Raw genomic sequence first — 24,328 nt, 5'->3', positions numbered from 1 at the left:
TCAACGTTCGACCGTGCGGTTCCAGCGGGCGTTGAAGGCCGGCCGGGCCGCGTTGATCTGGTCCCAGTCCAGGATCTTAGCGTTCGCCATGTAGCCTTGGAAGCGCTTGAGCGCTTCGGCGTTGTCGGCGGGCGCCTGGACGTTTTTGTTGGACGGGAAGTGGCCGCCCATTTCCAGCGCCTTGGCCTGGGCCTTGGCCGACAGCAGGTACAGCGCCAGCTTCTGCGACAGTTCGGGCTCGCTGTTCTTGGCGATGACGCATTCGCCGACCATCAGGATGACGGAGCCTTCCTTGGGCTGAGCGTATTCCACCGGGATGTCGCGCTTTTTCAGGCGGGCAATGGCGGTGGGGGTCAGCGGGAAGATCGCGGCTTCGTTGGACTGGATCATTTCGGCCAGCTTGGCCGAGTTCGGGATGTATTCCAGCACGTTGGGGCCGATGGTGGACGGCCACTTCTTGAACCCCGGTTCGTAGTTCTGGTCGTTCCCGCCTTCGATGCGATTGAACATCAGGAAGCCGTGCAGCCCGAAGGTGCTGCCGGAGGCGGACTGGAACACGACTTTGCCCTTGTACTTCGGATCGGCCAGGTCCATCCAGGAGGTGGGCGGGGCCCAGCCTTTGTCGGCGAACATCTTGGTGTTGTAGCCCAGGCCGGTCATGCCGATGTCGATGCCCGCCGCCATGCGGTCCTTCATGAGCGCGGTGGGGTAGAGCTCTTTCAGGACGGGGTCGTCGTTGAGCTGTTCACACAGGCCCATCGAAATGGCGCGGGCCATGATGCCGTCATCCAGGAACATGACGTGCATCTGCGGCTTGTCTTTGTAGGCCTGGGCCTTGGCCAGCACGTCGGTCGAGGTGCCGGGCACCACGACGATCTTTACGTTGTTGGCCTTTTCGAAGTCCGGGAACACGTGTTGCGTGAAGGCGCGTTCCATGTCGCCGCCGTTCATGCCGACGTACAGCGTTTTCTGCTGCGCCATGGCGCCGGCCGACAGCAGCGCCAGCACCGTCGCGCCCAGCAGGCGCTTCCCCTTGGTCAGGCGCATCGCGCCCTGTTTCTTGTCCATCATGGTGACTCCAGCGTTTGCTCACGAACACTCTCAGGCCGGGACGCGGCGCCGTGAGCGGCGGCCGTGTACCGTTCAATGCGGAAGGCATCGATAGGAATGGAGGAACGGCCATGCACGACCAGTTCTGACAGCACTTCGCCCACCGCGGGGCCGATCTGGAAGCCGGCGCCCGACAACCCGAAGGCGTGGAACAGTCCAGGAACGGTGGCGCTCGGTCCCAGCACCGGATTGTGGTCGGGCATGTTGCCCTCCACCCCCGTCCAGAAGCGGATGACCTGCGTGCCGCGCAGCGCCGGCAGCAGCCTCACGGCGTTGGCCATCAGCGGGGCCAGGTTGGCCCGGCCGGGACGCGCGAAGTCCGGGTCCGCCGACACGCCACGGCCGCCGCCGATCACGCAGTTGCCGCGCGCAACCTGGCGCGCATAGATGCCGCCACCCTGCATGCCCAGGCTCACGTCCATGAACACCGGCAGGGGCTCGGTCACCATCATGAGGGGATGAATGGAGGTCTCGGGCACGCTTTCGCCGAATCCTTCGGCGATGCGGCCGGCCCAGGCCCCCGCGCAATTCAAGAGGTAACGGGAACGCACTTCCAGCGCATCGCCCGCGCGCACGATGAAGCGTGATCCGTCGTGTTCGGCGGCGGTGACACGCGCGCCTTCGCGCACGTCGGCGCCCAGGGCGCTGGCCGCGCGCGCGAAGGCCGGCGACACGAGCCGCGGATTGGCATGGCCGTCTTCAGGGCAGAACGAGCCGCCCGCCACGCCCTGTCCCAGCCAACCGTAACGCCGCGACAGTTCACGGCGCCCCAGAATTTCCAGATTCAAGCCGAAACCGCGCGTGCGGTCGCGGTATTCCTGCAACTGCGCCAGGTCCGCTTCCGACATGGCCAGTTTCAGGTGTCCCGAACGCACGTATTCGCCATCGATGCCGATCAGTTCCGACAACTGGGCCCATAGCTCATGAGCGCGCCGCGTCAGCGGCATCTGTTCAAGCCCGCGCCCCTGCCGGCGCACCCCGCCATAGTTCACGCCGCTGGCCTTGGCGCCGCACAATGCGGCTTCCAGCAGCACCACCGGCACGCCCTGGCGGCGCAGGAACAGCGCGGCGCTGCCGCCAACGATGCCGCCGCCGATGATGGCCACTTCCGTATCCACGCGCTGCATCATGCCGCCTTTTTCTTCGGCCGTTCCAGGCACACCACGCCGACGGGGATCGGCTTGACGGGCGGCTGGTTGCGCAGCCGGCCGACCTCTTGCGGCAAGCAGTGCACGGCGTGTGCGAGGACCTCGGCGGCGGCGACGCCACACATGCGGCCCTGGCAACGTCCCATGCCCACGCGCGTCAGCGCTTTCAGCCGGTTCATTTCCCGCACCTCGTTGACGCGCGCGGCGTCACGAATGGTTCCCGCGGTGACCTCTTCGCAGCGGCAGACGACGGTGTCGTCGGCGATACCGGCGGCCCAGTCCTGCGGAAACGGAAAGGCGCGTTCCAGCGCGTCGCGCACGCGGCCGTTGGCGGCCAGGCGGGCTTCCAGCGCCTGTGCGCGCCGCAGGTCGTGCGGATGTCCTGTGTCCTCAAGCAGGGCCAGCGCCGCGCGCTCGCCCGCGATCTCCGCCGCGTCGGCGCCCCCGATCGCCGCGCCGTCTCCGGCCACGTACACGCCGGCCACGCTGCTGCGCCCCGCGGCGTCGCGCCGCGGCGTCCAGTTGCGGTCGCGTTCGTTGAATTCGAATTCGCAGCCGACCAGGCTGGCAAGCTGCGTTTCCGACCGCAACGACAGGCCGAAGCCGACCGCGTCGCACTCCACGGTGCGTGTCTGTCCGCCTTGACTGTAGGCCAGGCCCGTCGCACGTTCATTGCCTTGCACGGCGACAGGGCGCACACCGCTCTTCATCGGCACGCCATGGGCGCGCAGCCAGGCCATGTAGTACAGGCCCTTGGCCAGCAGCGCAGGCGCGCGCAGCATGCCCGGCAGCGCGGCTGCGCGGTCGCTGAAGCGGGACGTGTCCAGCACGGCCGCGACCTTGGCGCCCGCCTTGGCGTACTGGTAGGCCACCAGATACAGCAGCGGCCCGGTGCCCATGAACGCGACGCGCGCGCCGATGGCGCATCCCTGGTGCTTCAACGCCACCTGCGAGCCGCCCAGCGTGTAGACGCCGGGAGTCAGCCAGCCCGGGAACGGCAGCACGCGATCGGTGGCCCCGGTGGCAAGGATCAGGTGGGTGTACGGCACCGACGTGCTGACGCCGTCGCGCAGCACGTCCAGCGTCTTGTCATCGGCATTCCACACGAGGCACCCGGGCCGGTATTGCACCTTTTCCAGCAGGCCTTCCATCGTCCGGTGCACCGCATCGGCCTTGCGGTGTTCGAAGCCATAAAGCGCCGACTTGGGACGCAAGAATCCGGGCGGCGGCTGCCGATAGATCTGCCCGCCGGGGCGCAGCCCTTCGTCCAGGATCACCGGGCGCAACCCTTGCGCCACCAGCGCCTGGGCGGCGCGTATGCCGGCGGGACCGGCGCCGACAATCACAGGCAGCACCAGGCTCATGATGCGTCCTCGGGCCAGGCAGTGGCCGACAGGGTGCCAGGAACCGACGCCGGCGCCAGCGCGATGCTTTGCAGCCGCATGCCGGGTTCGATGAAAGTGGAACAGGCACGCACGCGCTCGCCGTCCTCGAGCTGCACCCAGCAGTCCTGGCACGCGCCCATCATGCAGAATCCCGCGCGCGGACCGCCGCCGAATTCCGAGAACCGCAGGCGCTCGGCCTGCGTCAGCACGGCGGTCAGCACGGTGTCGCCGGCCAGGGCCGTGCAGGCCTGGCCGTCGAGCGTGAACGTCAACGCGGGGCGGCCGGTCTCGGCCAGCCGTTTCAGGATTGCCATGGCGCCCGCGCCTCCTTTGCGCTTGTCGGCAGCAGCTTCATTTCTGTCCCACCAGGACGCGGTCCAGCCCGTATACACGGTCCAGCAGCAGCATGGTCACGGCCGTCAGCGCGATCACCAGCGCCGACACCGCCGCCATCATGGGATCGATGGATTCCGTGGCGTACATGTACATGCGAACCGGCAGCGTGATCGTGGTCGGCGCCGTGATGAATACCGACATCGTCAGTTCGTCGAAGCTGTTGATGAAGGCCAGCAGCCAGCCGCCCGACACGCCAGGAATGATGAGCGGCAGGGTGACCTGGAAGAACACGGTGGCGCGGCTGGCGCCCAGAGACAGGGCGGCGTGCTCGATGGAGCGGTCAAAGCCGACCAGCGCGCCGATGACCAGGCGCATCACGTACGGCGTGATGACGACGACGTGGCTGGCCACCAGCCACGGGAAGCTGCCCGTCATGCCCATCAACGCAAAGAAGCGCAGCAAGGCGACGCCCAACACCAGGTGCGGGATCATCAGGGGCGACAGGAACAGGCCGTTCAGGACATCCCGCCCCGGAAAGCGATAGCGCGTGATCGCGATGGCGGCGGGGACCGCCAGCGTCACCGCGATGCTGGCCGACATGAACGCCAGCCACAGGCTGTTATTGAACGCCTGCATGAAATTGGGATGCTCGAATACCGCGTAGAACCAGCGCAGCGAAAAGCTGGTGGTGGGAACGGTGAGCGTGGAGTCCGGCGTGAACGCCACCAGGCACACGATGACCAGCGGCGCCAGCACGAACGCCACCACCAGGAAATTGAAGGCCAGCGCGAAGGTACCGTTCTTCTGCATGTTCGATTCCTCGCGGGTCAGCCCAGGCTGCGGCGGTAAGAGCGTTCGACGACGCGGTTGTACGCCATCATGACGATCACGTTGACCAGGAGCAGGATGATCGCGATGGCTGCGCCCAGCGGCCAGTTCAGCTCGGTAAGGAACTCGTCGTAGACGACAGTGGCCACCATCTTCAGGCGGCGTCCGCCCAGCAGCGCCGGGATGGCGAACGAGCTGGCCGACAGGCCGAACACGATCAGGCTGCCGGACAGGATGCCCGGCATGGCTTGCGGCAGCACGATGCGCGTAAGCGTCTGGAAACGCGATGCGTTGAGCGACAGCGCGGCGTGCTCGACGGTGGGGTCAAGCTTCTGCAGCGACGTCCACACGGGAATCACCATGAAGGGCAGCATGACGTGGACAAGGCCGATGATGACGGCGGTGGGCGTGTACAGCAAAGGCCCGAGCCCCAGCGCCGCAGCCGCCTTGCCGATGGCGCCCCCCGGCCCCAGCAGCATGCTCCATCCGAACGCGCGCACCACCAGCGAGATCAGCAGCGGCGACAGCACCACCAGCAGGAAAATAGAGCGCCAGGGCTTGCCCATGCGCGACAGGATGTAGGCCTCGGGCGCGCCGATCAGCACGCAGATCAGCGTGGTGACGCCGGCGATCCAGAACGTGCGCCAGAAGATCTCGATGAAGTAGCTGTCGGTCACCACCGCCAGGTAGTGTTCGAGGGTGTGGCCCGGCTGGATGCCCGTGGCGTAGTCGAACGGCCGGAACGACAGCGCGAAGGTCAGCGCCAGAGGCGTCAGCACCAGCGCCAGGAACACGATGGCCAGCGGCAGGGATCCCAGAATGGCGAGCAGGCCGTCGTTGCGCGGTTTGGGCGGGCTGCCGGCGGCGCCGTGTTGGGTCAGGGTCGTCATGTCAGTCCGCCGTCGCCGTTGCCGTGGCCGTCATGCGCAAGACACGCAGCACGCCGTCCGCCCAATCCAGCCCGATCGCCTCGCCGTCGTCGTGCGGGCGGCGGCCATCGTTGGGTGTCAGGATGGTCAGCGCGCCCACGGGGGAATCCAGGTCGTACATCCACTGGCTGCCCAGGAAGTAGCGCGTATTGACGACGCAGGCGAGCTTGCCTTGCCCCGACGGCACCGGCACCAGTTTTTCGGGGCGCAGCGAAAGCTGCACGTTGTCGCCATGACGCAGGCCTTCGCCATCGACCAGCAGGCGAAGCGCGCCGGTCTCGACTTCCGCCTGTCTGCCGCATCGCGTGACGCGCCCGGGCAGCAGGTTCGTCTTGCCCACGAAACGGGAAATGAACTCGCTCTGCGGGTGTTCGTACATGCGGTAAGGCGCGTCCACCTGCGTCGCACGCCCGTCCTGCATGACGACCACGCGATCGCTGATGGACAGCGCTTCCGCCTGGTCGTGCGTGACCATGACGGTGGTGGTGCCGATCTTGCGCTGGATGGCGCGCAGTTCGAACTGCATGTCTTCGCGCAGCTTGGCGTCCAGGTTGGACAAGGGTTCGTCCAGCAGCAGCACCGGCGGCCGGATCACCAGCGCACGCGCCAGCGCCACGCGTTGCCGTTGGCCGCCAGACAGCTCGCGGGGGAAACGGTCCGCGTGCTTGTCCAGCTTCACCAGCGCCAGCGCCTCGCGCACGCGGTCCTGGCGCTCAGACCGTTCGACCTTGCGCATCTTCAGGCCGAAGGCCACGTTGTCGGCGACGGTCAGGTGCGGGAACAGCGCATAGCTCTGGAACACGATACCCAGGCCGCGCGTGTTCGGCTTGGCGTGCGTGATGTCCCGTCCGTCCAGCGAGATCGTGCCGCAGGTCACGTCGGCGAACCCGGCGATCATCTGCAGCGTGGTGGTCTTGCCGCAGCCCGAGGGGCCGAGGAGGGAAACGAACTCTCCCTTTTCCACCGCCAGGTTCAGGTCCGAGACGACCCGCAGGTCGCCGTAGTTCTTGGAGACGTTGTCCAGCCGCAGAAATGCCATTTTCCAAACCCCGTGGCCCGTGCGGGCCTTGCGTCGCCGGCCCATCCCCATCGGGGGCCAGACGGCTTATTTGATGGCGCAGTCTAGGAGCCGCCAAAACCGAGGGTCAATTAGGGTTTTCCGAAGAATCGAATTTTTCATTTCAAATTTCCGTTAGGCTGAATTTCTTGTTAAAAAAGCGTCAGATTATTTTGATTATCGGAACCCAAGAATGAAGAAATCAGAAACGCCTGACGACTCCAGCGGCCAGGGCGTGTTGCAGCGCGCGTTTGCCGTCCTGCGCGTGCTGGCGGACGCAAAGGGAGAAAAGCTGCGCCTGACCGACATCGCCGCGCGCACCGGCCAGGCCCAGGCCACCGTGCACCGCGTGCTGCAGGGGTTGATGCAGGAAGGCGTGGTGGAGCAGCCGGCGCAAAGCAAGGGCTATCAGCTGAGCGTGGCCTTTTTTTCGCTGGCCGCCGCCGCCGGCACCCATCAATCCAGCCTGCGCAGCCTGTACCGGCCCGCCATGCTGCGGCTGTCCGGCATGCTCAACGACACCATCTTCCTGCTGGTGCGCAGCGGCTTCGACGCCGTCTGCGTCGACCGCGTGGACGGCGCGTTTCCGGTGCGTTCACACACGGGCGACATCGGCGGGCGCGTGCCGCTGGGCATGGGGCAGGGCGGCCTGGTGCTGCTGGCCAGCCTGCCGGAGGCCGAGCGCGAAGAGGTCATGCGCTTCAACATCCCCCGCCTGCACCATCTTGGCTTCGTGGACGAGATCTCGATGCGCGTGCGCATCAAGGAATGCCAGGAACTGCGTTACGCGCGCAGCCAGGGCCAGGGCGTATTCCCCAACATCGCGGGGCTGGCCGTGCCGGTCTACGACCCCAACGGCGTCACGGTCGCCGCGCTGAGCGTGGCCGCGCCGCTGGAACGCATCAGCGATGAACGACTGCCGCTGATCGTGGAAATGCTGCGGCGCGAGGCCGACGCCGTAGGCGCACAGATCAACCCCTTCGACCCCGCGCTGCGCCGCCCAAGCCAATTCCTGGGCACCGGCAACGGCGGATAGGCGCGGCAACCGCCTCCCAAAGAAAAACGGCCCGGACAGAGTTGTCCGGGCCGTCGCAAGACGCTTGGCGTTGCTTAGTTCGGGTACGTGCCCGGCAGCAGGATGCTGCGGTCGCCGGGCTCGATCGAGCGGCGGCCGCACAGCGCCATCGTCGTGTCCATTTCCTTGTACAGGATCTCCAGCGTGCGGGTCACGCCGGCCTGGCCGTAGGCGCCCAGGCCATACAGGAAGGCGCGGCCGATCATGGTGCCGCGGGCGCCCAGCGCCACGGCCTTCAGGATGTCCTGGCCGGAACGGATGCCGCCGTCCATCCACACTTCGATCTTCGAGCCCACGGCATCGGCGATCGACGGGAGGGCCGCGATCGACGACATCGCGCCGTCGAGCTGGCGTCCGCCGTGGTTGCTGACGATGAGCGCATCGGCGCCGCTGTTGGCCGCCAAATGCGCGTCTTCGACGTCCAGGATGCCCTTGATGATCAGCTTGCCGCCCCAGCGCTGCTTGATCCACTCCACGTCGTCCCAACTCAGGCGGGGGTCGAACTGTTCGGCCGTCCAGGACGACAGCGACGACAGGTCGCTCACGCCCTTGGCGTGGCCCACGATGTTGCCGAAGGTGCGGCGCTTGGTGCCCAGCATGCCCATGCACCAGCGCGGCTTGGTGGCCAGGTTGATCAGGTTGCGCAGGGTGGGCTTGGGCGGCGTCGACAAGCCGTTCTTGATGTCCTTGTGGCGTTGGCCCAGGATCTGGAGGTCCAGCGTCAGCACCAGCGCCGAGCAGCCGGCGGCCTTGGCGCGATCGATCAGGTTGGCCACGAATTCGCGGTCGCGCATCACGTAGAGCTGGAACCAGAAGGGCTTCTTCGTCGCCTGCGCCACGTCTTCCAGCGAGCAGATGCTCATCGTGGACAGCGTGAACGGCACGCCGAAATCGGCGGCGGCCTTGGCCGCCAGGATCTCGCCGTCGGCGTGCTGCATGCCCGTCAGGCCGGTAGGCGAGATCGCCAGCGGCATGACCACGTCCTGCCCCACCATGGTGGTGCGCAGCGACCGGCCTTCCATGTTCACCGCCACGCGCTGGCGCAGCTTGATCTTGTGGAAGTCGCTTTCATTCGCGCGATAGGTGCCTTCGGTCCAGGCGCCGGAATCGGCGTAGTCGTAGAACATGCGCGGCACGCGCTTCTGCGCGACAACGCGCAGATCTTCGATGCAGGTGATCGTAGAAAGGTTAGCGGTCATGGAGTGGTCTGTGGAGTGATAGGGGTGCGCCAGCTGCGACTCGTTTTATTGTGCTTTTGGGGCCGCCAGCCTTGGGCAGCCTTGCCGCCGCGCCAGGCGTGAACGCCGCGCGGCGCCGCCCAGTATACGCGCCGAGGCCGGCAAGCGTCGCTTGCCGGCCCCGTTCGCCCCCCTGCGCAAGGACTCTACGTCCCCTGCACGCCCAACCCTATCTTGGCCACACTTTGCTCACCGCGCGGATCGTGGCCCATGCCACCCAGCGCGGGCTGGTGAGCCGAGCGCCCGGCAGGCGCCGCATCACGTCCACCGCCAGCCCGCCGCGCTTGTGCCATTGCTTCTTGCGCGTCTGGCTATCCGTCCAGCGGCCTTCCAGCCACGGGAATTCCCGACGCCCGGGTTTGTAGACGGGCGGCGTGTTGTAGATCAGGATGTACGCCAGCCGCGGCGACTGCGACGTGTTCGGCCCCGTGAAGTGCAGCGTGCGGGCGTCATGCACGGTGATGCCGCCCGGGTCCAGCGGTTCGGCCACCGCCTGCTCGCGCGGGAAGTCGCCGCAGCACTCCAACGGATGCAGGGTCTTGTCGCCACCGGGCGAACGATGCTCCAGCACATCCCACTTGTTCGAGCCGGGCAGGAACTGCATGCAACCGTTCTCCAGGGTGGCCGGTTGCAACGCCAGCCAGATGCTCAGCTCGTTGTAGATGAAGTCGGGCGAACGGAACGCCTCGTCCTGGTGCCACGGCGTTTCCGGTCCGTGCGGGCCGGGCTTGAGCAGGGCGTGCTCGCCGTACAACGCGGCTTGCGGACCCAGCAACTGGCGGGCAAGCTCCAGCGTGCGTTCGTGGTAAACCGTCTTCAGAAGGCCCGGGGCATAATGGCGCGGATCGTGCAGGCTCGGAAATTTGGCGGGCTTGGTCGGATCGTCGCGGCTGACGAAGTCGTACTGCGCGCCTTCGTTGTAGCCGGTCTTGTTCGCGAACATGTCCAGCAGCGTCCTGCGGATGTAACCCACCTCATCCTGCGGGCACACCTCTTTCAAGGCCAGGTACCCCTGGTCCCTGTAGCGCGCTGTCTCGACTTCCGACAACAAACTTGTCTCTTCCATAATGGCCTCTCCCAGCTCTGGTAATTGATGTTCTCGCTGCCACGTTTTGACATGTGCTCTAACGTATCGCTTCGATGCCTGCCGGGCCTATAGACCATCTTCTGTAGTCGATTCCGTCTACGCTAGCCGTGCGTCGCGACGCATCATCCGAAGGAAAAACCATGCAAGACCCTAAGGCCGATTCCCATATCGAAACCGTTCACGTCACCGTCCGCGGCACGGTGCAAGGCGTGGGCTACCGGCACGCGACCGTGCGGCGCGCGCATATGCTGGGCGTAAAAGGCTGGGTGCAGAACATGCTGGACGGCACGGTGGAAGCCCTGGTGCAGGGCACGCCCGACCAGGTGGATCACATGCTGGAATGGTTGCGCCGCGGCCCGCCGGGCGCGTCGGTGCAGGAAATCATCACTCGCCGGGAGTACACCGATAAGCGTTACATCCGCTTCGAGCAACTGTAAGCGGGCAAGGCCCTAGGCAGCACGATGTAGTTCGATCCACCGAGAAAACGGGCCGCGCCCGAGTCGAAATGGATCAGCGCGAACGCATCCAGCGTCCGCCAACCTGGTTGATGACCAGGCCGGAAAGCACGCACGCAGCGCCCAGCCACTGCAACGGCTGGAGCCTTTCGCCAAAGGCCATGGAAGCGGCCCACAGCCCCACCACGGGGACCAGCAACGAGAAAGGCGCGACCTTCGCGGCCGGGTGGCGCGTGAGCAGTTGCGTCCACAGCGTATAAGCCAGCAGCGTCGCCAGCACGGCCAGGTAGATCACCGACAACGCCTCGCCCCAGCCCATGCCCGTCACCATGCCCACCACGGGCTCCCAGCCGTCGATCAGGATCGCCAGCAGCAGGAACGGCAGCACCGGGGCGGCGCTGCTCCAGGCAATGAAGGCAAAGGGGTCGTAGCCGGGCGCCTTGCGGCTGGCCAGCCGGACGATCATGTTGGACACGGCCCACATGGAAGCGGCGCCAAGAGTCAGCACGAAGCCGGCCGTCGTCATCTGCCCCGGCCCGTCGCCGCGTCCGCCGGCGATCACCGCCAGGCCCAGCGCGGCCACGCCCAGTCCCAGCCAGTGATGACGGCGCGCGCGCTCATGGAGCACGGGCGCCGCCAGCAGCAACGTGAAGAAAGCCTGGGTCTGGATGACGAGCGACGCCATGCCCGCCGGCATGCCGAATTTCAGCGCGGTGAACAGCAGGCCGAACTGGCCCAGGCCCTGCACCAGCCCGTACGCGGCAACCCATTGCCACGGCAGCCGCGGCATGCGCACGAAGAGGATGAGGGGAAAGGCCGCCAGCGCGAAACGCAGCGCGCCGAGCATCATCGGGGACAAGCCCCGCATGCCGACCTTCATGACGACGAAGTTCAGGCCCCAGATGACCACCACCGCCAATGCGCAGAAATAGTCTTTTCGGGAAAGGTGGGTGGTGGACATGCGGCATTATCGCATCGCCCACCCCAAAACAGCCTGAATCAGCGGCCGTTCAGCACCGTCGCAAACGCCTGCACGGCCGCGTCGATGTCGGCGTCGCCGATGTGCCGGTGCGTCACGCAGCGCAGCCTCGTGCGGCCCCACGGGCGGGTCAGGACGCCTTGCGCCTGCAAGGCCGCGACCCACTCCGCATTGCTCATGCCGGTGTCCGCGGTCTCGACCTGGACGATGTTGGTCTGGGGCACCGTCGCCGTCAGGGCCGGCGCCAGCCGGTTGATGCCGTCGCTCAGGCGCCGGGCGCGGACGTGGTCCTCGACCAGGCGGTCGCCCATGTGCTGCACGCCCTCAAGTCCCGCGGCGGCCATGATGCCGGATTGGCGCTGCGTACCGCCCAGCATGCGGCGCAGCGTGCGCGCTTTGGCCACCACGGCCTGGCTGCCCGCGAGCACGGCGCCCACGGGTGCGCTCAGGCCCTTGGACAGGCACAGCGACACCGTGTCGGTGTAGCGGCTGATATCGGCCGCAGGCACGCCCAGCGCCACCGCCGCGTTGAACAGGCGTGCGCCATCCAGGTGCAAGGGCACGCCGGCCGCGCGCGCCATGCCATGCACGGCCTGCATGTGGTCCAGCGGCAGCACTGCGCCCCCGGCGTTGTTGTGCGACGTCTCCATCGCCACCAGCGAGGTCTTCAGCTTGTGCCCGCCGGCCTGCAGCGCGTCTTCAAGACGGTTCAGATCCATCGCCCCGGCAGTTCCCGACACGCCCTGGTAGAACAAGCCGGTGAACGTGGCCGCGCCCCGTTCCGACGTGTACATGTGGGCTGTGGATTCCAGCACCACCTGCTCGCTGCGCTGGGTCTGCGCCAAGACGGCCAGCAGGTTGGCCATGGTGCAGCTGGGCACGAACAGGCCGGCCTCTTTGCCCAGGAGATCGGCCACAGAGGCTTCCAGTTCGCGTACGGTGGGATCGCCATCCAGGCCGTCATCGCCGATCGGGGCGGTGCGCATCCGCTCGTACATGGCTGCGGTGGGATGGGTGACCGTATCGCTGCGCAGGTCGACGGGCGTGCTGACAGGGTCGGCGAGGTTTCGCTGGGTCATGACTTTCAGTGCTGAAGAATTTTGGAAAGAAACTGGCGCGTGCGAGCGGCACGCTCCTCGACGTTGCCGAAGAATTGGTCCTTGGGGCAGTCCTCGACGATCTTGCCGCCGTCCATGAAGATCACCCGGTCGGCGACGCGGCGCGCGAATCCCATCTCGTGGGTCACGACCATCATGGTCATGCCTTCGCCAGCCAGGTCGGTCATCACGTCCAGCACCTCGTTGACCATCTCCGGGTCCAGCGCCGACGTGGGCTCATCGAACAGCATCACCACCGGGTCCATCGAAAGCGCCCGCGCGATCGCCACGCGCTGCTGCTGGCCGCCCGAGAGCTCGCCGGGGTGCTTGTCCTTGTGCGCGGACAGCCCGACGCGCTCGAGCAGCGCCAAGGCGCGCTGGCGCGCCTCTTCCTTGCCGCGCTTGAGCACCTTGATCTGTCCCAGGCACAGGTTCTCCGTCACCGACAGGTGCGGGAACAGTTCAAAGTGCTGGAACACCATGCCGGCGACGGAGCGCAGCTTGGGCAGGTTGGTGCGCGGGTCGCCCACGGACACGCCGTTGACCACGATCTCGCCCTTCTGAAAGGGCTCGAGCGCATTGACGGTCTTGATCAGTGTCGACTTGCCGGACCCGGACGGGCCGCAGACCACCACGACCTCGCCGCGGCGCACCGTGGTGGAGCAATCGTCCAGCACCTGGAAGTCGCCGTACCACTTGCTGACCTGCCTGATCTCGATCATCGGGGGATTGGAAGAGAGTTGCATCGTTGAACCTGTGGATAACCAGAAATGCGCCGCGGACCGCTCAGCGCAGCACCCGCGTGCGCTTTTCCAGCCGCTTGACCAGACGCGATGCCGTGAAGCAGATCACGAAATACACCACCGCCACGAAGAGATAGAGCTCCACCAGCCGCCCGTCGCGCTGGCCGATCTTGGCCGCGGCGCCCAGGAAGTCGGTAAGCGACAACACATACACCAGCGAGGTGTCCTGGAACAGGATGATGACGCGCGTCAGCAGCGCCGGCACCATGTTGCGCAAGGCCTGCGGCAGCACCACGTAGCGCATGCCCTGCCAGTGATTCAGGCCGAGCGCCATGCTGGCCGACACCTGTCCGCGCGCGATCGACTGGATGCCGGCGCGCATGATTTCGCAGAAGTACGCGGCCTCGAACAGGGTGAAGGTGATCACCGCCGAATTGAAGGCGCCAACGCGCAGGGGCGTGTTCGATCCGACCACCCATGCGGCGATGTAGGGCATCAGGAAGTAGAACCAGAAGATCACCAGCAGCAGCGGGATCGAGCGCATCACGTTCACGTAGATGCCAGCCGGCACCGACAGCACCTTGAAGCGCGACAGCCGCATCATCGCCAGAAGAGTGCCCAGCGCCAGCCCCATCACGCCCGCCAGCACCGTCAGCGTCAGGGTGAACGTCATGCCGGTCTGGAACAGGTACGGCAACGCGCTCCAGATGACGTCGAAATCGAATTTGCCCATGCTAGCGCCCCAATCCTGCGGGGACGTTCCGCGACGCCGACCCGATCAGGCCCGGAACCGCGACATGGCGTTCCAGCATGCGCATGCCCAGCACGACGATGCCGTTGATGATCAGGTAGATCACCGTCGCGGCCGAAAACGCCTCGAAGATATGGAAGCTGAACTCCGCCATGGAGCGCGCCTGTCCGGTCAGTTCGAGCAGGCCGATGGTGAGCGCCACGGACGAATACTTGATGGTGCCCATGAATTCCGACGTCAGGGGCGGCAGCACGATGCGGTAGGCCTCGGGCAGGATGATGTGGCGGTACACCTGCGCCTCGGTCAGGCCCAGCGCGGTGCCGGCCTGAAATTGTCCGCGCGGCAGCGACTGTATGCCCGCCCGCAGCTGCTCGGCCACGCGCGCCGATCCATAGAATCCCAGGCACAGCACGGCGGGCAGAAACTGCCCCCACGGCTGCGACATCTGCTTCATCGCCAGGCCCCACCCGTGGGGCAGCAGTTCAGGCAGGACGAAGTACCACAGGAACATCTGCACCAGCAGCGGGATGTTGCGAAAGAGCTCCACATAGGTCGCGCCGACAAGGTTCAAGAGGCGCGAACTTGCCGTGCGCATCACGCCCAGGCAGGACCCGAGCAATAGCGAAAAGACCCACGCCGTCAACGCCAGCGCCAGCGTCCAGCCCACGCCGATCAGGATCGTTTCCAGGAAGGTATGCACGCCATCCGGCGACATCTCCAGGAATACGCTCCAACTCCAGTTGTAATTCATGCCCTCGCCCTTGATCGCGACGCCGGCCGCGCCTGGCGGGCGGCATCCTTACCCCGATATGCGGCGCGGGACGGACCGCGTCCCGCGCACCACCTGCTTACTCGTAGGCCTTGGGGTCGCCCGAATCGGTGGGCTTGGCCAGGGCGCGCTTGAGCGCGTCGCTCATGGGGTACTTCAGGTTGATCTGCTTGGGCGGGATCGGCGAATTGAAGTACTTGTCGTACAGCGCCGCGACCTTGCCGGTCTTGATCAGGTCCAGCACGGCGTCGTCCACGACTTTCTTGAAGGCCGGATCATCCTTGGGCTGCATGATGCCGTAAGGCGCCATTTCCAGGCCCTTGGTGCCGATCACGAAGGCGTCGGGGTTCTTGGACGAGGCGACCGCGCCATAGGCGATGCCGTCATCGTTGGCCGAGCCCGCCGCGCGGCCCGATTCCACCATCAGGATGGTCTCGGCCGTGTCCTTGGTGGGCGCCATGGAAATGCCCAGATTGCCTTGCGCGTTCAGTTGCGAAATCAGCTTGAACGTCTGGCCGCCCGCTTGCGCGGCGATAGTCTTGCCACGGAACGACGCGAGGTCATTGGGGTTCACGCCCCCGTCCTTGCGCGCGACCAGCACCACCTGCGCCACGAAGGTCGTGGGCGCGAAGGACACCAGCTCGTGGCGCGCTTCGTTGTTGGTGGTGTTGCCGCATTCCAGGTCGATCGTGCCATTGGCCAGCAGCGGAATGCGCGTGGCGGACGTCGTGGGGTTGTAGCGCACTTCCAGCTTGGGCAGCTTCAGCGCGTCCTTCACGTAATTCGCCACTTCCTGGCAGATTTCGACCGTGTATCCGATCGGCTTCTGGTTGCCGTCCAGGTAGGCGAACGGCACGGAAGTTTCGGGATGGCCGATCGTCAGGACGCCGGTCTCGCGGATCTTGTCCAGGCGGCTGGGACCTTCGGCATGAGCCGTTGCAACGCTGCCCAGGAGGGCGGCGGCGACGGACATCGCGGCAAGTGCTTTCATCTGATTCCCTTGGCGCCGTGCGTGCGGCGCGTATTTATGTTCACGATCGACGGTTCCAGACTGGTTGGCAACCGCCGCGTCCCGCGATGAGCCCCGCGGCTGGCAAAAAGTATCAACTAGCAGTATGGTTTTATCCAGTTCCAATCAGGTATTCCTCTATACGGATTTGATATGGCCATTCCACGGATGGGCTTGCGACACATCGAGGCGTTCCGCGCCGTCATGATGACCGGATCCATGACGGCCGCGGCCCGGCGAGTGCATACCTCGCAGCCGCACGTTAGCCGCTTAATCGCGCAATTGGAAGCAATCACCCAATTCCCATTGTTCGACCGCAATGGCAGCCGGCTCAGCCCCACCCAGGACGGATCGCGCTTCTTCCAGGAGGTCGAAAAGACCTTCATCGGCCTGGCCGGCCTGGAATCGGCCGCGGCCAGCATCCGCTCGTTCAGCGCCAGCCGCTTGAGCGTGGCGGCCATGCCGCGGTTGGCCGGCGGACTGCTGGCGCGCATCGTCGCGGCCTTCAAGACGGAATACCCCGATGTCATGGTGGCCATCCACTCCGGCAACGCCAGCGCGGTCCACAACTGGATCAGTTCGGGGTTTTGCGACACGGGGCTGGCCATGCTGTCGGGCGAGGCGCCCGGCATCCAGGTCGAACCGGTCCTTACGATGAACTGCGTGGCGGTGCTGCCGCGCGGCCACCGCCTGACCAAGCTGAAAAAGCTCAAGCCCGCCGACTTCGCGGGCGAACCCTTCATCGCCTTCCCCAGCGGCACGCCGCTGCGCGAACGGATCGACGCCGTCTTCAAGTCCGCCAAGGTCGAACGCCACACCGTGGCCGAAGCGGGGCTGGGCTCATCGGTCTGCGCGCTGGTCGGCGCCGGGCTGGGCGTGGCGCTGATCAACCCGCTGGCCGCGCGCGAGGAATACGAGGCCAACGGGGTCGAGGTCCGTCCATTCAGCCCGGCGGTCGCGGTCACGGTCGCGCTGCTCTATCCGCCGTATCACACCCGAACCCGCCTGGTCACCGTCTTCTCACGCTATGCGCATCAGCTCATGCAGGAAGAAATGGGGGATCTGAAGGCGCGGGCGCAAAGGTAGCCGTTTGCTGCGGCACCGTTGCGCAAGCCTGGAGGCCTTGGGAGCGACGCGCGCCGCCCCGGCCGCGTCACGCCGGCGTCACCCGGCCATCACGGTGCAGCATCACCAGCGCTCCCGTATCGCCCCGCATGGCCCGCACCGGGTCGCCCTGGCTCCATTGCCCCGCAATCGCCGGCGGGCCGTTGTAGACGCCCGCCGCGGTCTGCAGGGATTCCGGCGAACCGATCCAGGCGTAGACGGGCTCGTGTAGCCAGTCCCCGCCGGCCCGCGCTACGCCCACATAGAGGCCGTCCACGTTGTGAGGGCAGGGCGCCTCGGCCGTTTGCAGCGCAAGCCAGCCATACCCGCCGTCCCACGCCAACCCGAACGTCAGCACATGCCGGCACGCAAGCACCTCGCGTCCCTCGGCCATGTCATAGACGCCTTCTGCCCACGTCTCGTCGCCATCGTCATCGCGACCCGCATTCGCCAGGATCCGCGCATACCGCCCCGCCTGGCCCTCAGGCGCGGGCTCCGGGATGCCAGGCAGTTCCGACGGCAGCCAGCTCACCTCGCCGAGATCGCTGTAAACGATCGGCACCCACACGGCCCCTTGGCCATCCACCACACCGCGCCGCTCATCTTGCGTCAGCACGCTGATCCGCATCAGACCGCTTTTCCACAGCTCGGCCGCATCCGCCGCAGTGTCCAGCGGCGCTAGCGCAGCAAAGCACGCATCCAGCACGGGGCGCCCCGACGCGTCGATCAGCCCTTGCTTTCCATCGCGCTCGGTGATGAACGCGTGCAGGTCCTCGTCCCAATAAACGTCCTCCCACTCGGGCGCCGCCACCCATCCACCGGTCCGGTCGATGAGCCCCCAGGCCTGCGCCTCGAACGCGGGCGCCAGGCCCCCTGGGCAGAACGCCCCCGCATCCTCGAAGCGCGGCGTGATCGCCCAGCCACCCGACTTGTCCACAAAGCCCAGCAGATCTCCCACGCGCGCCACCACCAGACCTTGCGCGCAGTTCCAGGCCTCGTCCAGCGACGGCGGCAAAATTTCGCGGCCATCCGCGGCGATCAGACCGACCTTGTCCCCCACCTGGACGCTCGCCACGTCTTCTTCAAATTGCCACACCGCGTCAAAGCGCGGCGCCACCAGCACGCGTGCAACGTTCTCCGTCACGCCCAGCAGCCCGGTGCGACCCTCGCGGCTTATCCACAGCACGCCTTCATCGGTCGCGCCACTGGACCAGATCGCATCCCACTGCGGCGCCATCACCGGGAGCCAGCAATCGTCGTCGGACTCGGATTCCGGATCGACCGCTCGCAGCCCCCACAACTTGTCCACACGGTAGCGGTACAGACCGCCGCCCAGCCACGCATCGTCGTCGTCCTCGGCAACGTAATCCTCGAAGCTGACCGTTCGGGCCGGCTCCTGTTCGTGAAAGTAGGCATGCGACAGCCCACCGAAGCCAAAGCGCCAGGCCCAGCCAGACGCGTCGCCGGCATCCTGCACGTCCAGCAACGGGCACACGGCGGCCAGGTCGCCCACCTGCATGCCTTGCCGCACCGCCCGCCAACGTTCGTCGCACAGGGCACGCACCTGGTGGACGTAGGCCGCCGCACCGCCCGCATGCAGCCACGACAGTTCATTCAGATTGGCGCTTATCCACAAATCGCCTTCGCCGTCGTGTTCATCGATCAGCTCGCCCAGATACTGCGTGGCGGCGTCGAATTGCAGCACGTGCGGCGCATCGTCGTGAGCCGCGTGCGACCGCATGAATGCCGCCAGTTCGCACAGGCGGTCATGAGCAGCGCGCGCTTCGACGGCAATGCCCGCCGTGCCGCCCTCGCCGAAGATGTCCTGGACGTCGAGCGCCGCCCCTTGCTCACCCTGCGCCAACAGCACCTGCCACAACGTGGGCAGGTTTCCATTCGCACTGGCGAGTTCCGCGGGCGGCTCGCCCTGATCCTGATCCGAGCACAAATACAACCAGGCTCGATTTCCCATCTTTGCTTCCTTGTGACAAACACGGACGAGCGAACGGCGTCCGTTTCCAAGATCCAGAAAGTCAAAGGCCAGCCCTTTCGGGGCTGGCCTTCAATGTGCAAGCTGCTAGCCGGTCAGGCGTCGATATTGCCCGCCGACAGCGCGTGCGTTTCGATGAAGTTGCGGCGCGGTTCGACGTCGTCGCCCATCAGCGTGGTGAAGACCTCGTCGGCCGCGATGGCGTCTTCGATCTGCACGCGAAGCAGGCGGCGCACCTTCGGGTCCATCGTGGTTTCCCACAGCTGTTCCGGGTTCATTTCACCCAGACCCTTGTAGCGTTGCTTCGAGATGCTGCGGTCGGCTTCGCTGCGCAGCCACTGCATGGCTTCGCGGAAGTCGGACACCTGCTGTTCCTTGCGCTTGTCGCCTTCGCCGCGAGCGGCCAGCGAACCCGAGCCGACCTTGCCCAAGAAGCTCTTGGCCGCCTTGGCCAGGATGGCGTAGTCGGAACCGTTGACGAAGTCGGCGTCGATGATGCTGACGCGCACGTTGCCGTGGTGCATGCGCTGCACCGACAGGCGGTGGCGTTCGGTGGTTTCGTCGAACTGCGGCACGACTTCCACGCCGTTGCCGTTGACGGGATCACGCATGGCGTCGGCCAGGCGCTTCGCGGAGTCCGCGGTGGACTCGGCCGATTCCAGGTTGATCTCCACGCCTTCCGCCATGGCCGACAGCGCGCCCACGTCGAACACGCGCGACAGGCGCGCAATGACGCCGTCGGCGGCCACGTACTGGCGGGCCAGATCGTTCAGTTCTTCGCCGCGGATGATGTTGCCGCCCGAGATGATCTCGGCGTCCTTCAGCGCCAGCGACAGCATGAACTGCGCTTCTTCCTGGTCGTCCTTCAGATAACGTTCTTCGCGGCCGACCTTGACCTTGTACAGCGGCGGCTGGGCGATATACACATAGCCGCGCTGGACGAGTTCCGGCATCTGGCGATACAGCAGCGTCAGCAGCAGGGTGCGGATGTGCGCGCCGTCCACGTCCGCGTCGGTCATGATGATGAGGCGGTGATAGCGCAGCTTGTCGACGTTGAAATCGGGGCCGATGCTGGTGCCCAGCGCCGTGATCAGGGTCGCGATCTGCTCGCTGGCGATCAGGCGGTCAAAGCGCGCCTTTTCGACGTTCAGCACCTTGCCGCGCAGCGGCAGGATGGCCTGGAACTTGCGGTCGCGGCCCTGCTTGGCCGATCCACCTGCGGAGTCACCCTCGACGATGTAGAGCTCGCACAGCGCGGGATCCTTTTCCTGGCAGTCGGCCAGCTTGCCGGGCAGGCCGGCGCCTTCCAGCACGCTCTTGCGACGCGTCATTTCGCGCGCCTTGCGCGCGGCTTCGCGGGCGCGGGCGGCTTCGACGATCTTGCCGCACAGGGCCTTGGCGTCGTTCGGATGTTCGAGCAGCCAGGTTTCCAGCGTGCGAGCCACGGCTTCTTCGACGGCCGGACGCACTTCGCTGGAAACCAGCTTGTCCTTGGTCTGGCTGCTGAACTTGGGCTCGGGCACCTTCACGGACAGCACGCAGGCCAGGCCTTCGCGCATGTCGTCGCCGGACGTTTCGACCTTGGCCTTCTTGGCCAGTTCGTTGTCGGTGATGTACTTGTTGATGATGCGCGTCATCGCGGCACGCAGGCCGGTCAGGTGCGAACCGCCATCGCGCTGCGGGATGTTGTTGGTGAAGCACAGCACGCTTTCGCTGTAGCTGTCGTTCCACTGCATCGCCACTTCCACGCCCACCGGCACGCCGCCAGCCGAGGACTCGGTGGTGACCGAGAACACGTTGGCATGCAGCACGGTCTTGGCGCGGTTGATGTATTCGACGAAGCCCTTCACACCGCCCGAGAAGGCGAAGTTCTCTTCCTTGCCCTGGCGCTGGTCGATCAGGCGGATCTTCACGCCGTTGTTCAGGAACGAGAGCTCGCGCAGGCGCTTGGAGAGGATCTCGTAGTGGTATTCGATGTTGTTGAAGATGATCGGATCGGCCAGGAAGCGCACTTCGGTGCCGCGCTTGTCGGTCGTGCCGGTCACTGCCAGGGGCGCAACGCGCTCGCCTTGGCGGAATTCCATCTGATGCACCTGGCCGTTGCGGCGGATGGTCAGCCGCAGCCATTCGGACAGCGCGTTCACGCAGGACACGCCCACGCCGTGCAGGCCGCCAGACACCTTGTACGAGTTCTGGTCGAACTTGCCGCCCGCATGCAGTTCGGTCATGACGATTTCGGCCGCACTGCGGTGGAATTCGTCATCCTTGTGGATGTCGGTCGGGATGCCGCGGCCGTTGTCGGTCACGGAGATGGAGTTGTCGGTGTGGATCGTGACGACGATGTCGTCGCAATAGCCGGCCAGGGCTTCGTCGATGGCGTTATCCACAACTTCAAACACCATGTGGTGCAAGCCGGTGCCGTCGGACGTGTCGCCGATGTACATGCCGGGGCGCTTGCGCACGGCCTCCAGCCCCTTGAGCATCTTGATCGAGTCAGCGCCGTAGCCGCTGGTCTCGGGAGTGGTGTTCTGCTGATCTGACATGTCTGTATCGATAACGCTTTAAAGAACGGCCTGGCGGCCGGACCGCCCACGGACCATCCGGTCCGCAAGCGGCACAAACCCACAATGGGGATGCGGATCAGATCCGCATGGGCATGACGACGTACTTGAACTGGTCGTCTTCGGGCAGGGTGATGAGCGCCGACGCGTTGGCATCGGGCATGACCGACCACTGGATGTTGTCGACCTTCACGTTGGACAGCACATCGAGTAGATATCCAACGTTAAAGCCCACGTCCAGCGCTTCATGGCCGTAGTCGATGTCGATTTCTTCCTGAGCCTCTTCCTGCTCGGCGTTGGAGGACGAGATCTTCATCTGGTTCTGCGCCAATTGCAGGCGCACGCCCTTGAACTTGTCGGTGGTCAGGATGGCCGCGCGCTGCAGGCTGCCCTGGAGCGCTTCACGCCCGACCAGGAAGTGGCGCGTGTAGTTCGTGGGAATCACGCGCGTGAAATCGGGGAACTTGCCTTCGACCAGCTTGGACACCAGCTCGACGTCGCCGAAACGGAAACGGATCTGGCCCGGCGCCACGTCGATGGAAACGATCTCATCGGAGTCTTCCAGCAGGCGCTGCATTTCCAGCACGGTCTTGCGCGGCACGATGACTTCGTGGCGCTCGGCAATGCCGTCGGCTTCCGTCGAGCAGTGCGCCAGGCGGTGGCCGTCGGTGGCGACGGCGCGCACGCGGCCCGGTTCGAACACCAGCAGCATGCCGTTCAGGTAGTAGCGGATGTCCTGTTGGGCCATGGCGAAATGCACCATGTTGAACAGGTGGCGCAACGTGCGCTGCGGCATGGTCAGCGAGACGTCCCATTGCTCGGGCTGGGCCACGGTGGGGAACTCGCTGGCGGCCAGCGTCTGCAGCGCGAAGCGGCTCTTGGCCGACTGCACGGAAAGCTTGTTGCTGGCCAGGGCCAGGCGCACGTCGCCCGTGTCGGGCAGGGCCTTCAGGATGTCCAGCAGCTTGCGCGCGGCCACCGTGGTGGACTCGTTGTCCTGGCCCACGCCAAAGTCGGCGTGCGTGGTGATCTGCACTTCCAGGTCGGTCGCAATGAAGGCAACCTTGTTGCCCTCTTTGCGCATCAGGATGTTCGCAAGAATGGGCAGGGTATGGCGTCTTTCGACGATGCCCGCCACAGTCGACAGCGGTTTCAGCAATGCATCGCGTGTGGTTTGTACGAGTTGCATGTTCATCCTTTTAGAGTTTGTTCCAACACGTGCAGGGTATGGTTGAGCTCCGCTTGCTTGGCGCGGGCATCGGAAATCTTGCGAACGGCGTGCAGCACCGTGGTGTGATCACGGCCGCCGAACAAATCGCCGATTTCCGGCAGGCTTTTCTGAGTCAGCTCCTTCGCCAGGTACATAGCGACCTGACGCGGCAAGGCGATATTGGCCGGCCGGCGTTTCGAATACATGTCGGCGACCTTGATCTTGTAGAAGTCGGCCACCGTTTTCTGGATGTTCTCGACAGTGATCTGGCCGTTGGACACCGACAGCAAATCTTTCAGCGCTTCCTTGCAGACGTCCACCGTCAACACGTCGCGACCGTGGAAGCGTGCGTAGGCCAGGACCTTGCGCAGCGCGCCTTCCAGTTCGCGCACGTTGCTGCGCAGATGCTTGGCGATGAAGAAAGCCACTTCCTCGGGCATGGGCACGCCTTCGGATTCCGCCTTGCGCAACAGGATCGCCACGCGCATCTCCAGCTCCGGCGGCTCGATCGCCACCGTCAGGCCGGAGTCGAAACGCGAGATCAGGCGGCTGTCGATGCCCGACAGTTCCTTCGGGTAGGTATCGCTTGTGATGATGATCTGCTTGCGCTGCGCGACCATCGCTTCGAACGCATAGAAGAATTCTTCCTGCGTGCGGTTCTTGCCCGAGAAGAACTGGATGTCGTCGATCAGCAGCAGATCCAGCGAATGGTAGTAGCGCTTGAAATCGTCGAATGCCTTGCGCTGGTACGCCTTGACCACGTCGGACACGTATTGGTCGGCATGCACGTAGCGCACGCGGACGCCGGTGCCCGCAGCCACCATCGCGTTGCCGATGGCGTGGATAAGGTGGGTTTTGCCCAGGCCCACGCCGCCATACAGGAACAGCGGGTTGTACGAGGTGCCCGGATTCTCGGCGACCTGCAGCGCGGCGGCGCGCGCCAGCTGGTTGGCCTTACCGGTCACGAAGTTCTCGAACGTGAGGTCGGTGTTCAGGCGCGAACGCTCGTACACGATATTGGCTGCGTCCGCGTTGACTGCCTGTGCGGCCACCGTGGTGGCCGGCGCAGCCGGGGCGGCAGCCGTCGTCACCGTGACGTTCAATGGCGGCGCTGCCCCGGAGGGCGGCGCGGCGGACAGGTGTGTTTGCGCGGAAGGCTGCTGCGCGCGCACGGGCGCGACGGGCATGCGCGGCGCGGCGCCTTGCGAAGGCAGCTCGAACAGCACCTGCACCGGACGCTTGAACCACTCCGCGGCCAACGCTTCGATCTGGTGGGAGAAGTTCTTGCGCACCCAATCCAGCTTGAAGCGGTTGGGCGCGGCCACGCGCAGCACCGCCTGCGTTTCGTCGTACGCAAGCGGGACCAGCGGTCGTATCCACGCGCTGATTTGTTGGGGGGGGAGTTCCTGCTCAAGACGACTGACGCAGGTCTGCCAGAATTCTTTCATGTCGCTCTTAATCAAACCT

At 65.6% G+C, this 24,328-nt stretch carries 22 protein-coding genes; 3 read left to right on the top strand and 19 right to left on the bottom strand.

Features of this window, described 5'->3' with window-relative positions:
• The 7 genes from RT614_RS24015 to RT614_RS23985 are packed head-to-tail and all read right to left on the bottom strand — an operon-like array spanning window position 1 to window position 6,775.
• Window positions 1-1,071: an ABC transporter substrate-binding protein gene (locus RT614_RS24015; RefSeq protein WP_313624673.1), complete on the bottom strand. Its 1,071-nt coding sequence runs from the start codon at window positions 1,069-1,071 to the stop codon at window positions 1-3.
• Complete coding sequence (locus RT614_RS24010; RefSeq protein ID WP_313624672.1) at window positions 1,068-2,240, bottom strand: FAD-dependent oxidoreductase; 1,173 nt, start codon at window positions 2,238-2,240, stop codon at window positions 1,068-1,070. The genes RT614_RS24015 and RT614_RS24010 overlap by 4 nt, the downstream gene beginning before the upstream one ends.
• On the bottom strand, window positions 2,237-3,622 hold the full coding sequence (locus tag RT614_RS24005) for an NAD(P)/FAD-dependent oxidoreductase (RefSeq protein ID WP_313624671.1): 1,386 nt from the start codon (window positions 3,620-3,622) through the stop codon (window positions 2,237-2,239). Before RT614_RS24005 ends, RT614_RS24010 begins: the two co-directional genes overlap by 4 nt.
• Complete coding sequence (locus tag RT614_RS24000; protein ID WP_313624670.1) at window positions 3,619-3,957, bottom strand: (2Fe-2S)-binding protein; 339 nt, start codon at window positions 3,955-3,957, stop codon at window positions 3,619-3,621. Before RT614_RS24000 ends, RT614_RS24005 begins: the two co-directional genes overlap by 4 nt.
• A 37-nt stretch (window positions 3,958-3,994) precedes the next feature.
• On the bottom strand, window positions 3,995-4,789 hold the full coding sequence (locus tag RT614_RS23995; protein ID WP_313624669.1) for an ABC transporter permease: 795 nt from the start codon (window positions 4,787-4,789) through the stop codon (window positions 3,995-3,997).
• Window positions 4,790-4,806: 17 nt separating this feature from the next.
• Entirely contained in the window at window positions 4,807-5,697 is an 891-nt protein-coding gene (locus tag RT614_RS23990; protein WP_313624668.1) for an ABC transporter permease, read from the bottom strand.
• Between the two features lies 1 nt (window position 5,698).
• The gene (locus RT614_RS23985; RefSeq protein WP_313624667.1) at window positions 5,699-6,775 is read right to left on the bottom strand and encodes an ABC transporter ATP-binding protein; all 1,077 of its coding nucleotides are present in this window, start codon (window positions 6,773-6,775) and stop codon (window positions 5,699-5,701) included.
• Between the two features lie 211 nt (window positions 6,776-6,986).
• Here RT614_RS23985 and RT614_RS23980 point away from each other — a divergent pair, with 211 nt between their 5' ends.
• Window positions 6,987-7,829, top strand: a complete 843-nt coding sequence (locus tag RT614_RS23980; RefSeq protein WP_313624666.1) for an IclR family transcriptional regulator — start codon at window positions 6,987-6,989, stop codon at window positions 7,827-7,829.
• Between the two features lie 74 nt (window positions 7,830-7,903).
• Here the strand turns inward: RT614_RS23980 and RT614_RS23975 are convergent, their stop codons facing one another.
• Window positions 7,904-9,067, bottom strand: a complete 1,164-nt coding sequence (locus RT614_RS23975; protein WP_313624665.1) for an alpha-hydroxy acid oxidase — start codon at window positions 9,065-9,067, stop codon at window positions 7,904-7,906.
• A 208-nt stretch (window positions 9,068-9,275) separates the two neighbouring features.
• On the bottom strand, window positions 9,276-10,172 hold the full coding sequence (locus RT614_RS23970; RefSeq protein WP_313624664.1) for a phytanoyl-CoA dioxygenase family protein: 897 nt from the start codon (window positions 10,170-10,172) through the stop codon (window positions 9,276-9,278).
• Between the two features lie 161 nt (window positions 10,173-10,333).
• On the opposite strand from RT614_RS23970, the gene RT614_RS23965 reads away from it, so the two are divergent.
• A complete protein-coding gene (locus RT614_RS23965; protein ID WP_313624663.1) occupies window positions 10,334-10,630 on the top strand; it encodes an acylphosphatase in 297 nt (98 codons plus the stop codon).
• Window positions 10,631-10,703: 73 nt separating this feature from the next.
• Here RT614_RS23965 and RT614_RS23960 read toward each other — a convergent pair whose 3' ends face one another.
• From RT614_RS23960 to RT614_RS23935, 6 genes are all read right to left on the bottom strand, one after another.
• Window positions 10,704-11,609, bottom strand: coding sequence for an EamA family transporter (locus RT614_RS23960; RefSeq protein ID WP_313624662.1), 906 nt, complete (start codon window positions 11,607-11,609; stop codon window positions 10,704-10,706).
• Window positions 11,610-11,647: 38 nt separating this feature from the next.
• Window positions 11,648-12,706, bottom strand: a complete 1,059-nt coding sequence (locus tag RT614_RS23955) for a GntG family PLP-dependent aldolase (RefSeq protein ID WP_313624661.1) — start codon at window positions 12,704-12,706, stop codon at window positions 11,648-11,650.
• 5 nt (window positions 12,707-12,711) lie between these two features.
• Window positions 12,712-13,446 (bottom strand): amino acid ABC transporter ATP-binding protein, encoded by a 735-nt coding sequence (locus RT614_RS23950; RefSeq protein ID WP_313624728.1) that lies wholly within the window; start codon window positions 13,444-13,446, stop codon window positions 12,712-12,714.
• A 64-nt stretch (window positions 13,447-13,510) separates the two neighbouring features.
• Complete coding sequence (locus RT614_RS23945; protein WP_313624660.1) at window positions 13,511-14,200, bottom strand: ABC transporter permease subunit; 690 nt, start codon at window positions 14,198-14,200, stop codon at window positions 13,511-13,513.
• A 1-nt stretch (window position 14,201) separates the two neighbouring features.
• Complete coding sequence (locus RT614_RS23940; RefSeq protein WP_313624659.1) at window positions 14,202-14,969, bottom strand: amino acid ABC transporter permease; 768 nt, start codon at window positions 14,967-14,969, stop codon at window positions 14,202-14,204.
• A gap of 97 nt (window positions 14,970-15,066) precedes the next feature.
• The gene (locus tag RT614_RS23935) at window positions 15,067-15,978 is read right to left on the bottom strand and encodes an amino acid ABC transporter substrate-binding protein (protein ID WP_313624658.1); all 912 of its coding nucleotides are present in this window, start codon (window positions 15,976-15,978) and stop codon (window positions 15,067-15,069) included.
• 171 nt (window positions 15,979-16,149) lie between these two features.
• Between RT614_RS23935 and RT614_RS23930 the strand changes: the two genes are divergently transcribed.
• Complete coding sequence (locus RT614_RS23930; protein WP_313624657.1) at window positions 16,150-17,082, top strand: LysR substrate-binding domain-containing protein; 933 nt, start codon at window positions 16,150-16,152, stop codon at window positions 17,080-17,082.
• A gap of 67 nt (window positions 17,083-17,149) precedes the next feature.
• On the opposite strand, the gene RT614_RS23925 is transcribed toward RT614_RS23930, so the two are convergent.
• From RT614_RS23925 to dnaA, 4 genes are all read right to left on the bottom strand, one after another.
• Window positions 17,150-19,072 (bottom strand): WG repeat-containing protein, encoded by a 1,923-nt coding sequence (locus RT614_RS23925; RefSeq protein ID WP_313624656.1) that lies wholly within the window; start codon window positions 19,070-19,072, stop codon window positions 17,150-17,152.
• A 113-nt stretch (window positions 19,073-19,185) separates the two neighbouring features.
• Window positions 19,186-21,633 carry a DNA topoisomerase (ATP-hydrolyzing) subunit B gene (gene gyrB, locus RT614_RS23920; protein WP_313624655.1) on the bottom strand — a complete coding sequence of 816 codons (2,448 nt, stop codon included), beginning with the start codon at window positions 21,631-21,633 and terminating at the stop codon, window positions 19,186-19,188.
• A gap of 97 nt (window positions 21,634-21,730) precedes the next feature.
• The gene (gene dnaN, locus RT614_RS23915) at window positions 21,731-22,840 is read right to left on the bottom strand and encodes a DNA polymerase III subunit beta (RefSeq protein WP_313624654.1); all 1,110 of its coding nucleotides are present in this window, start codon (window positions 22,838-22,840) and stop codon (window positions 21,731-21,733) included.
• A 2-nt stretch (window positions 22,841-22,842) separates the two neighbouring features.
• On the bottom strand, window positions 22,843-24,309 hold the full coding sequence (gene dnaA, locus RT614_RS23910) for a chromosomal replication initiator protein DnaA (protein ID WP_313624653.1): 1,467 nt from the start codon (window positions 24,307-24,309) through the stop codon (window positions 22,843-22,845).
• Window positions 24,310-24,328 lie beyond the last annotated feature (19 nt).

Source organism: Achromobacter sp. (assembly GCF_032102605.1).
Classification (GTDB): Bacteria; Pseudomonadota; Gammaproteobacteria; order Burkholderiales; family Burkholderiaceae_B; genus Achromobacter.
This window is presented reverse-complemented; position numbering and strand designations above follow the sequence as displayed.

Coding starts and splice junctions, on each gene's coding strand:
- RT614_RS24015 (WP_313624673.1), bottom strand. CDS start 1,071: ATGATGGACAAGAAACAGGGCGCGATGCGCCTGACCAAGGGGAAGCGC.
- RT614_RS24010 (WP_313624672.1), bottom strand. CDS start 2,240: ATGATGCAGCGCGTGGATACGGAAGTGGCCATCATCGGCGGCGGCATC.
- RT614_RS24005 (WP_313624671.1), bottom strand. CDS start 3,622: ATGAGCCTGGTGCTGCCTGTGATTGTCGGCGCCGGTCCCGCCGGCATA.
- RT614_RS24000 (WP_313624670.1), bottom strand. CDS start 3,957: ATGGCAATCCTGAAACGGCTGGCCGAGACCGGCCGCCCCGCGTTGACG.
- RT614_RS23995 (WP_313624669.1), bottom strand. CDS start 4,789: ATGCAGAAGAACGGTACCTTCGCGCTGGCCTTCAATTTCCTGGTGGTG.
- RT614_RS23990 (WP_313624668.1), bottom strand. CDS start 5,697: ATGACGACCCTGACCCAACACGGCGCCGCCGGCAGCCCGCCCAAACCG.
- RT614_RS23985 (WP_313624667.1), bottom strand. CDS start 6,775: ATGGCATTTCTGCGGCTGGACAACGTCTCCAAGAACTACGGCGACCTG.
- RT614_RS23980 (WP_313624666.1), top strand. CDS start 6,987: ATGAAGAAATCAGAAACGCCTGACGACTCCAGCGGCCAGGGCGTGTTG.
- RT614_RS23975 (WP_313624665.1), bottom strand. CDS start 9,067: ATGACCGCTAACCTTTCTACGATCACCTGCATCGAAGATCTGCGCGTT.
- RT614_RS23970 (WP_313624664.1), bottom strand. CDS start 10,172: ATGGAAGAGACAAGTTTGTTGTCGGAAGTCGAGACAGCGCGCTACAGG.
- RT614_RS23965 (WP_313624663.1), top strand. CDS start 10,334: ATGCAAGACCCTAAGGCCGATTCCCATATCGAAACCGTTCACGTCACC.
- RT614_RS23960 (WP_313624662.1), bottom strand. CDS start 11,609: ATGTCCACCACCCACCTTTCCCGAAAAGACTATTTCTGCGCATTGGCG.
- RT614_RS23955 (WP_313624661.1), bottom strand. CDS start 12,706: ATGACCCAGCGAAACCTCGCCGACCCTGTCAGCACGCCCGTCGACCTG.
- RT614_RS23950 (WP_313624728.1), bottom strand. CDS start 13,446: ATGATCGAGATCAGGCAGGTCAGCAAGTGGTACGGCGACTTCCAGGTG.
- RT614_RS23945 (WP_313624660.1), bottom strand. CDS start 14,200: ATGGGCAAATTCGATTTCGACGTCATCTGGAGCGCGTTGCCGTACCTG.
- RT614_RS23940 (WP_313624659.1), bottom strand. CDS start 14,969: ATGAATTACAACTGGAGTTGGAGCGTATTCCTGGAGATGTCGCCGGAT.
- RT614_RS23935 (WP_313624658.1), bottom strand. CDS start 15,978: ATGAAAGCACTTGCCGCGATGTCCGTCGCCGCCGCCCTCCTGGGCAGC.
- RT614_RS23930 (WP_313624657.1), top strand. CDS start 16,150: ATGGCCATTCCACGGATGGGCTTGCGACACATCGAGGCGTTCCGCGCC.
- RT614_RS23925 (WP_313624656.1), bottom strand. CDS start 19,072: ATGGGAAATCGAGCCTGGTTGTATTTGTGCTCGGATCAGGATCAGGGC.
- gyrB (WP_313624655.1), bottom strand. CDS start 21,633: ATGTCAGATCAGCAGAACACCACTCCCGAGACCAGCGGCTACGGCGCT.
- dnaN (WP_313624654.1), bottom strand. CDS start 22,840: ATGCAACTCGTACAAACCACACGCGATGCATTGCTGAAACCGCTGTCG.
- dnaA (WP_313624653.1), bottom strand. CDS start 24,309: ATGAAAGAATTCTGGCAGACCTGCGTCAGTCGTCTTGAGCAGGAACTC.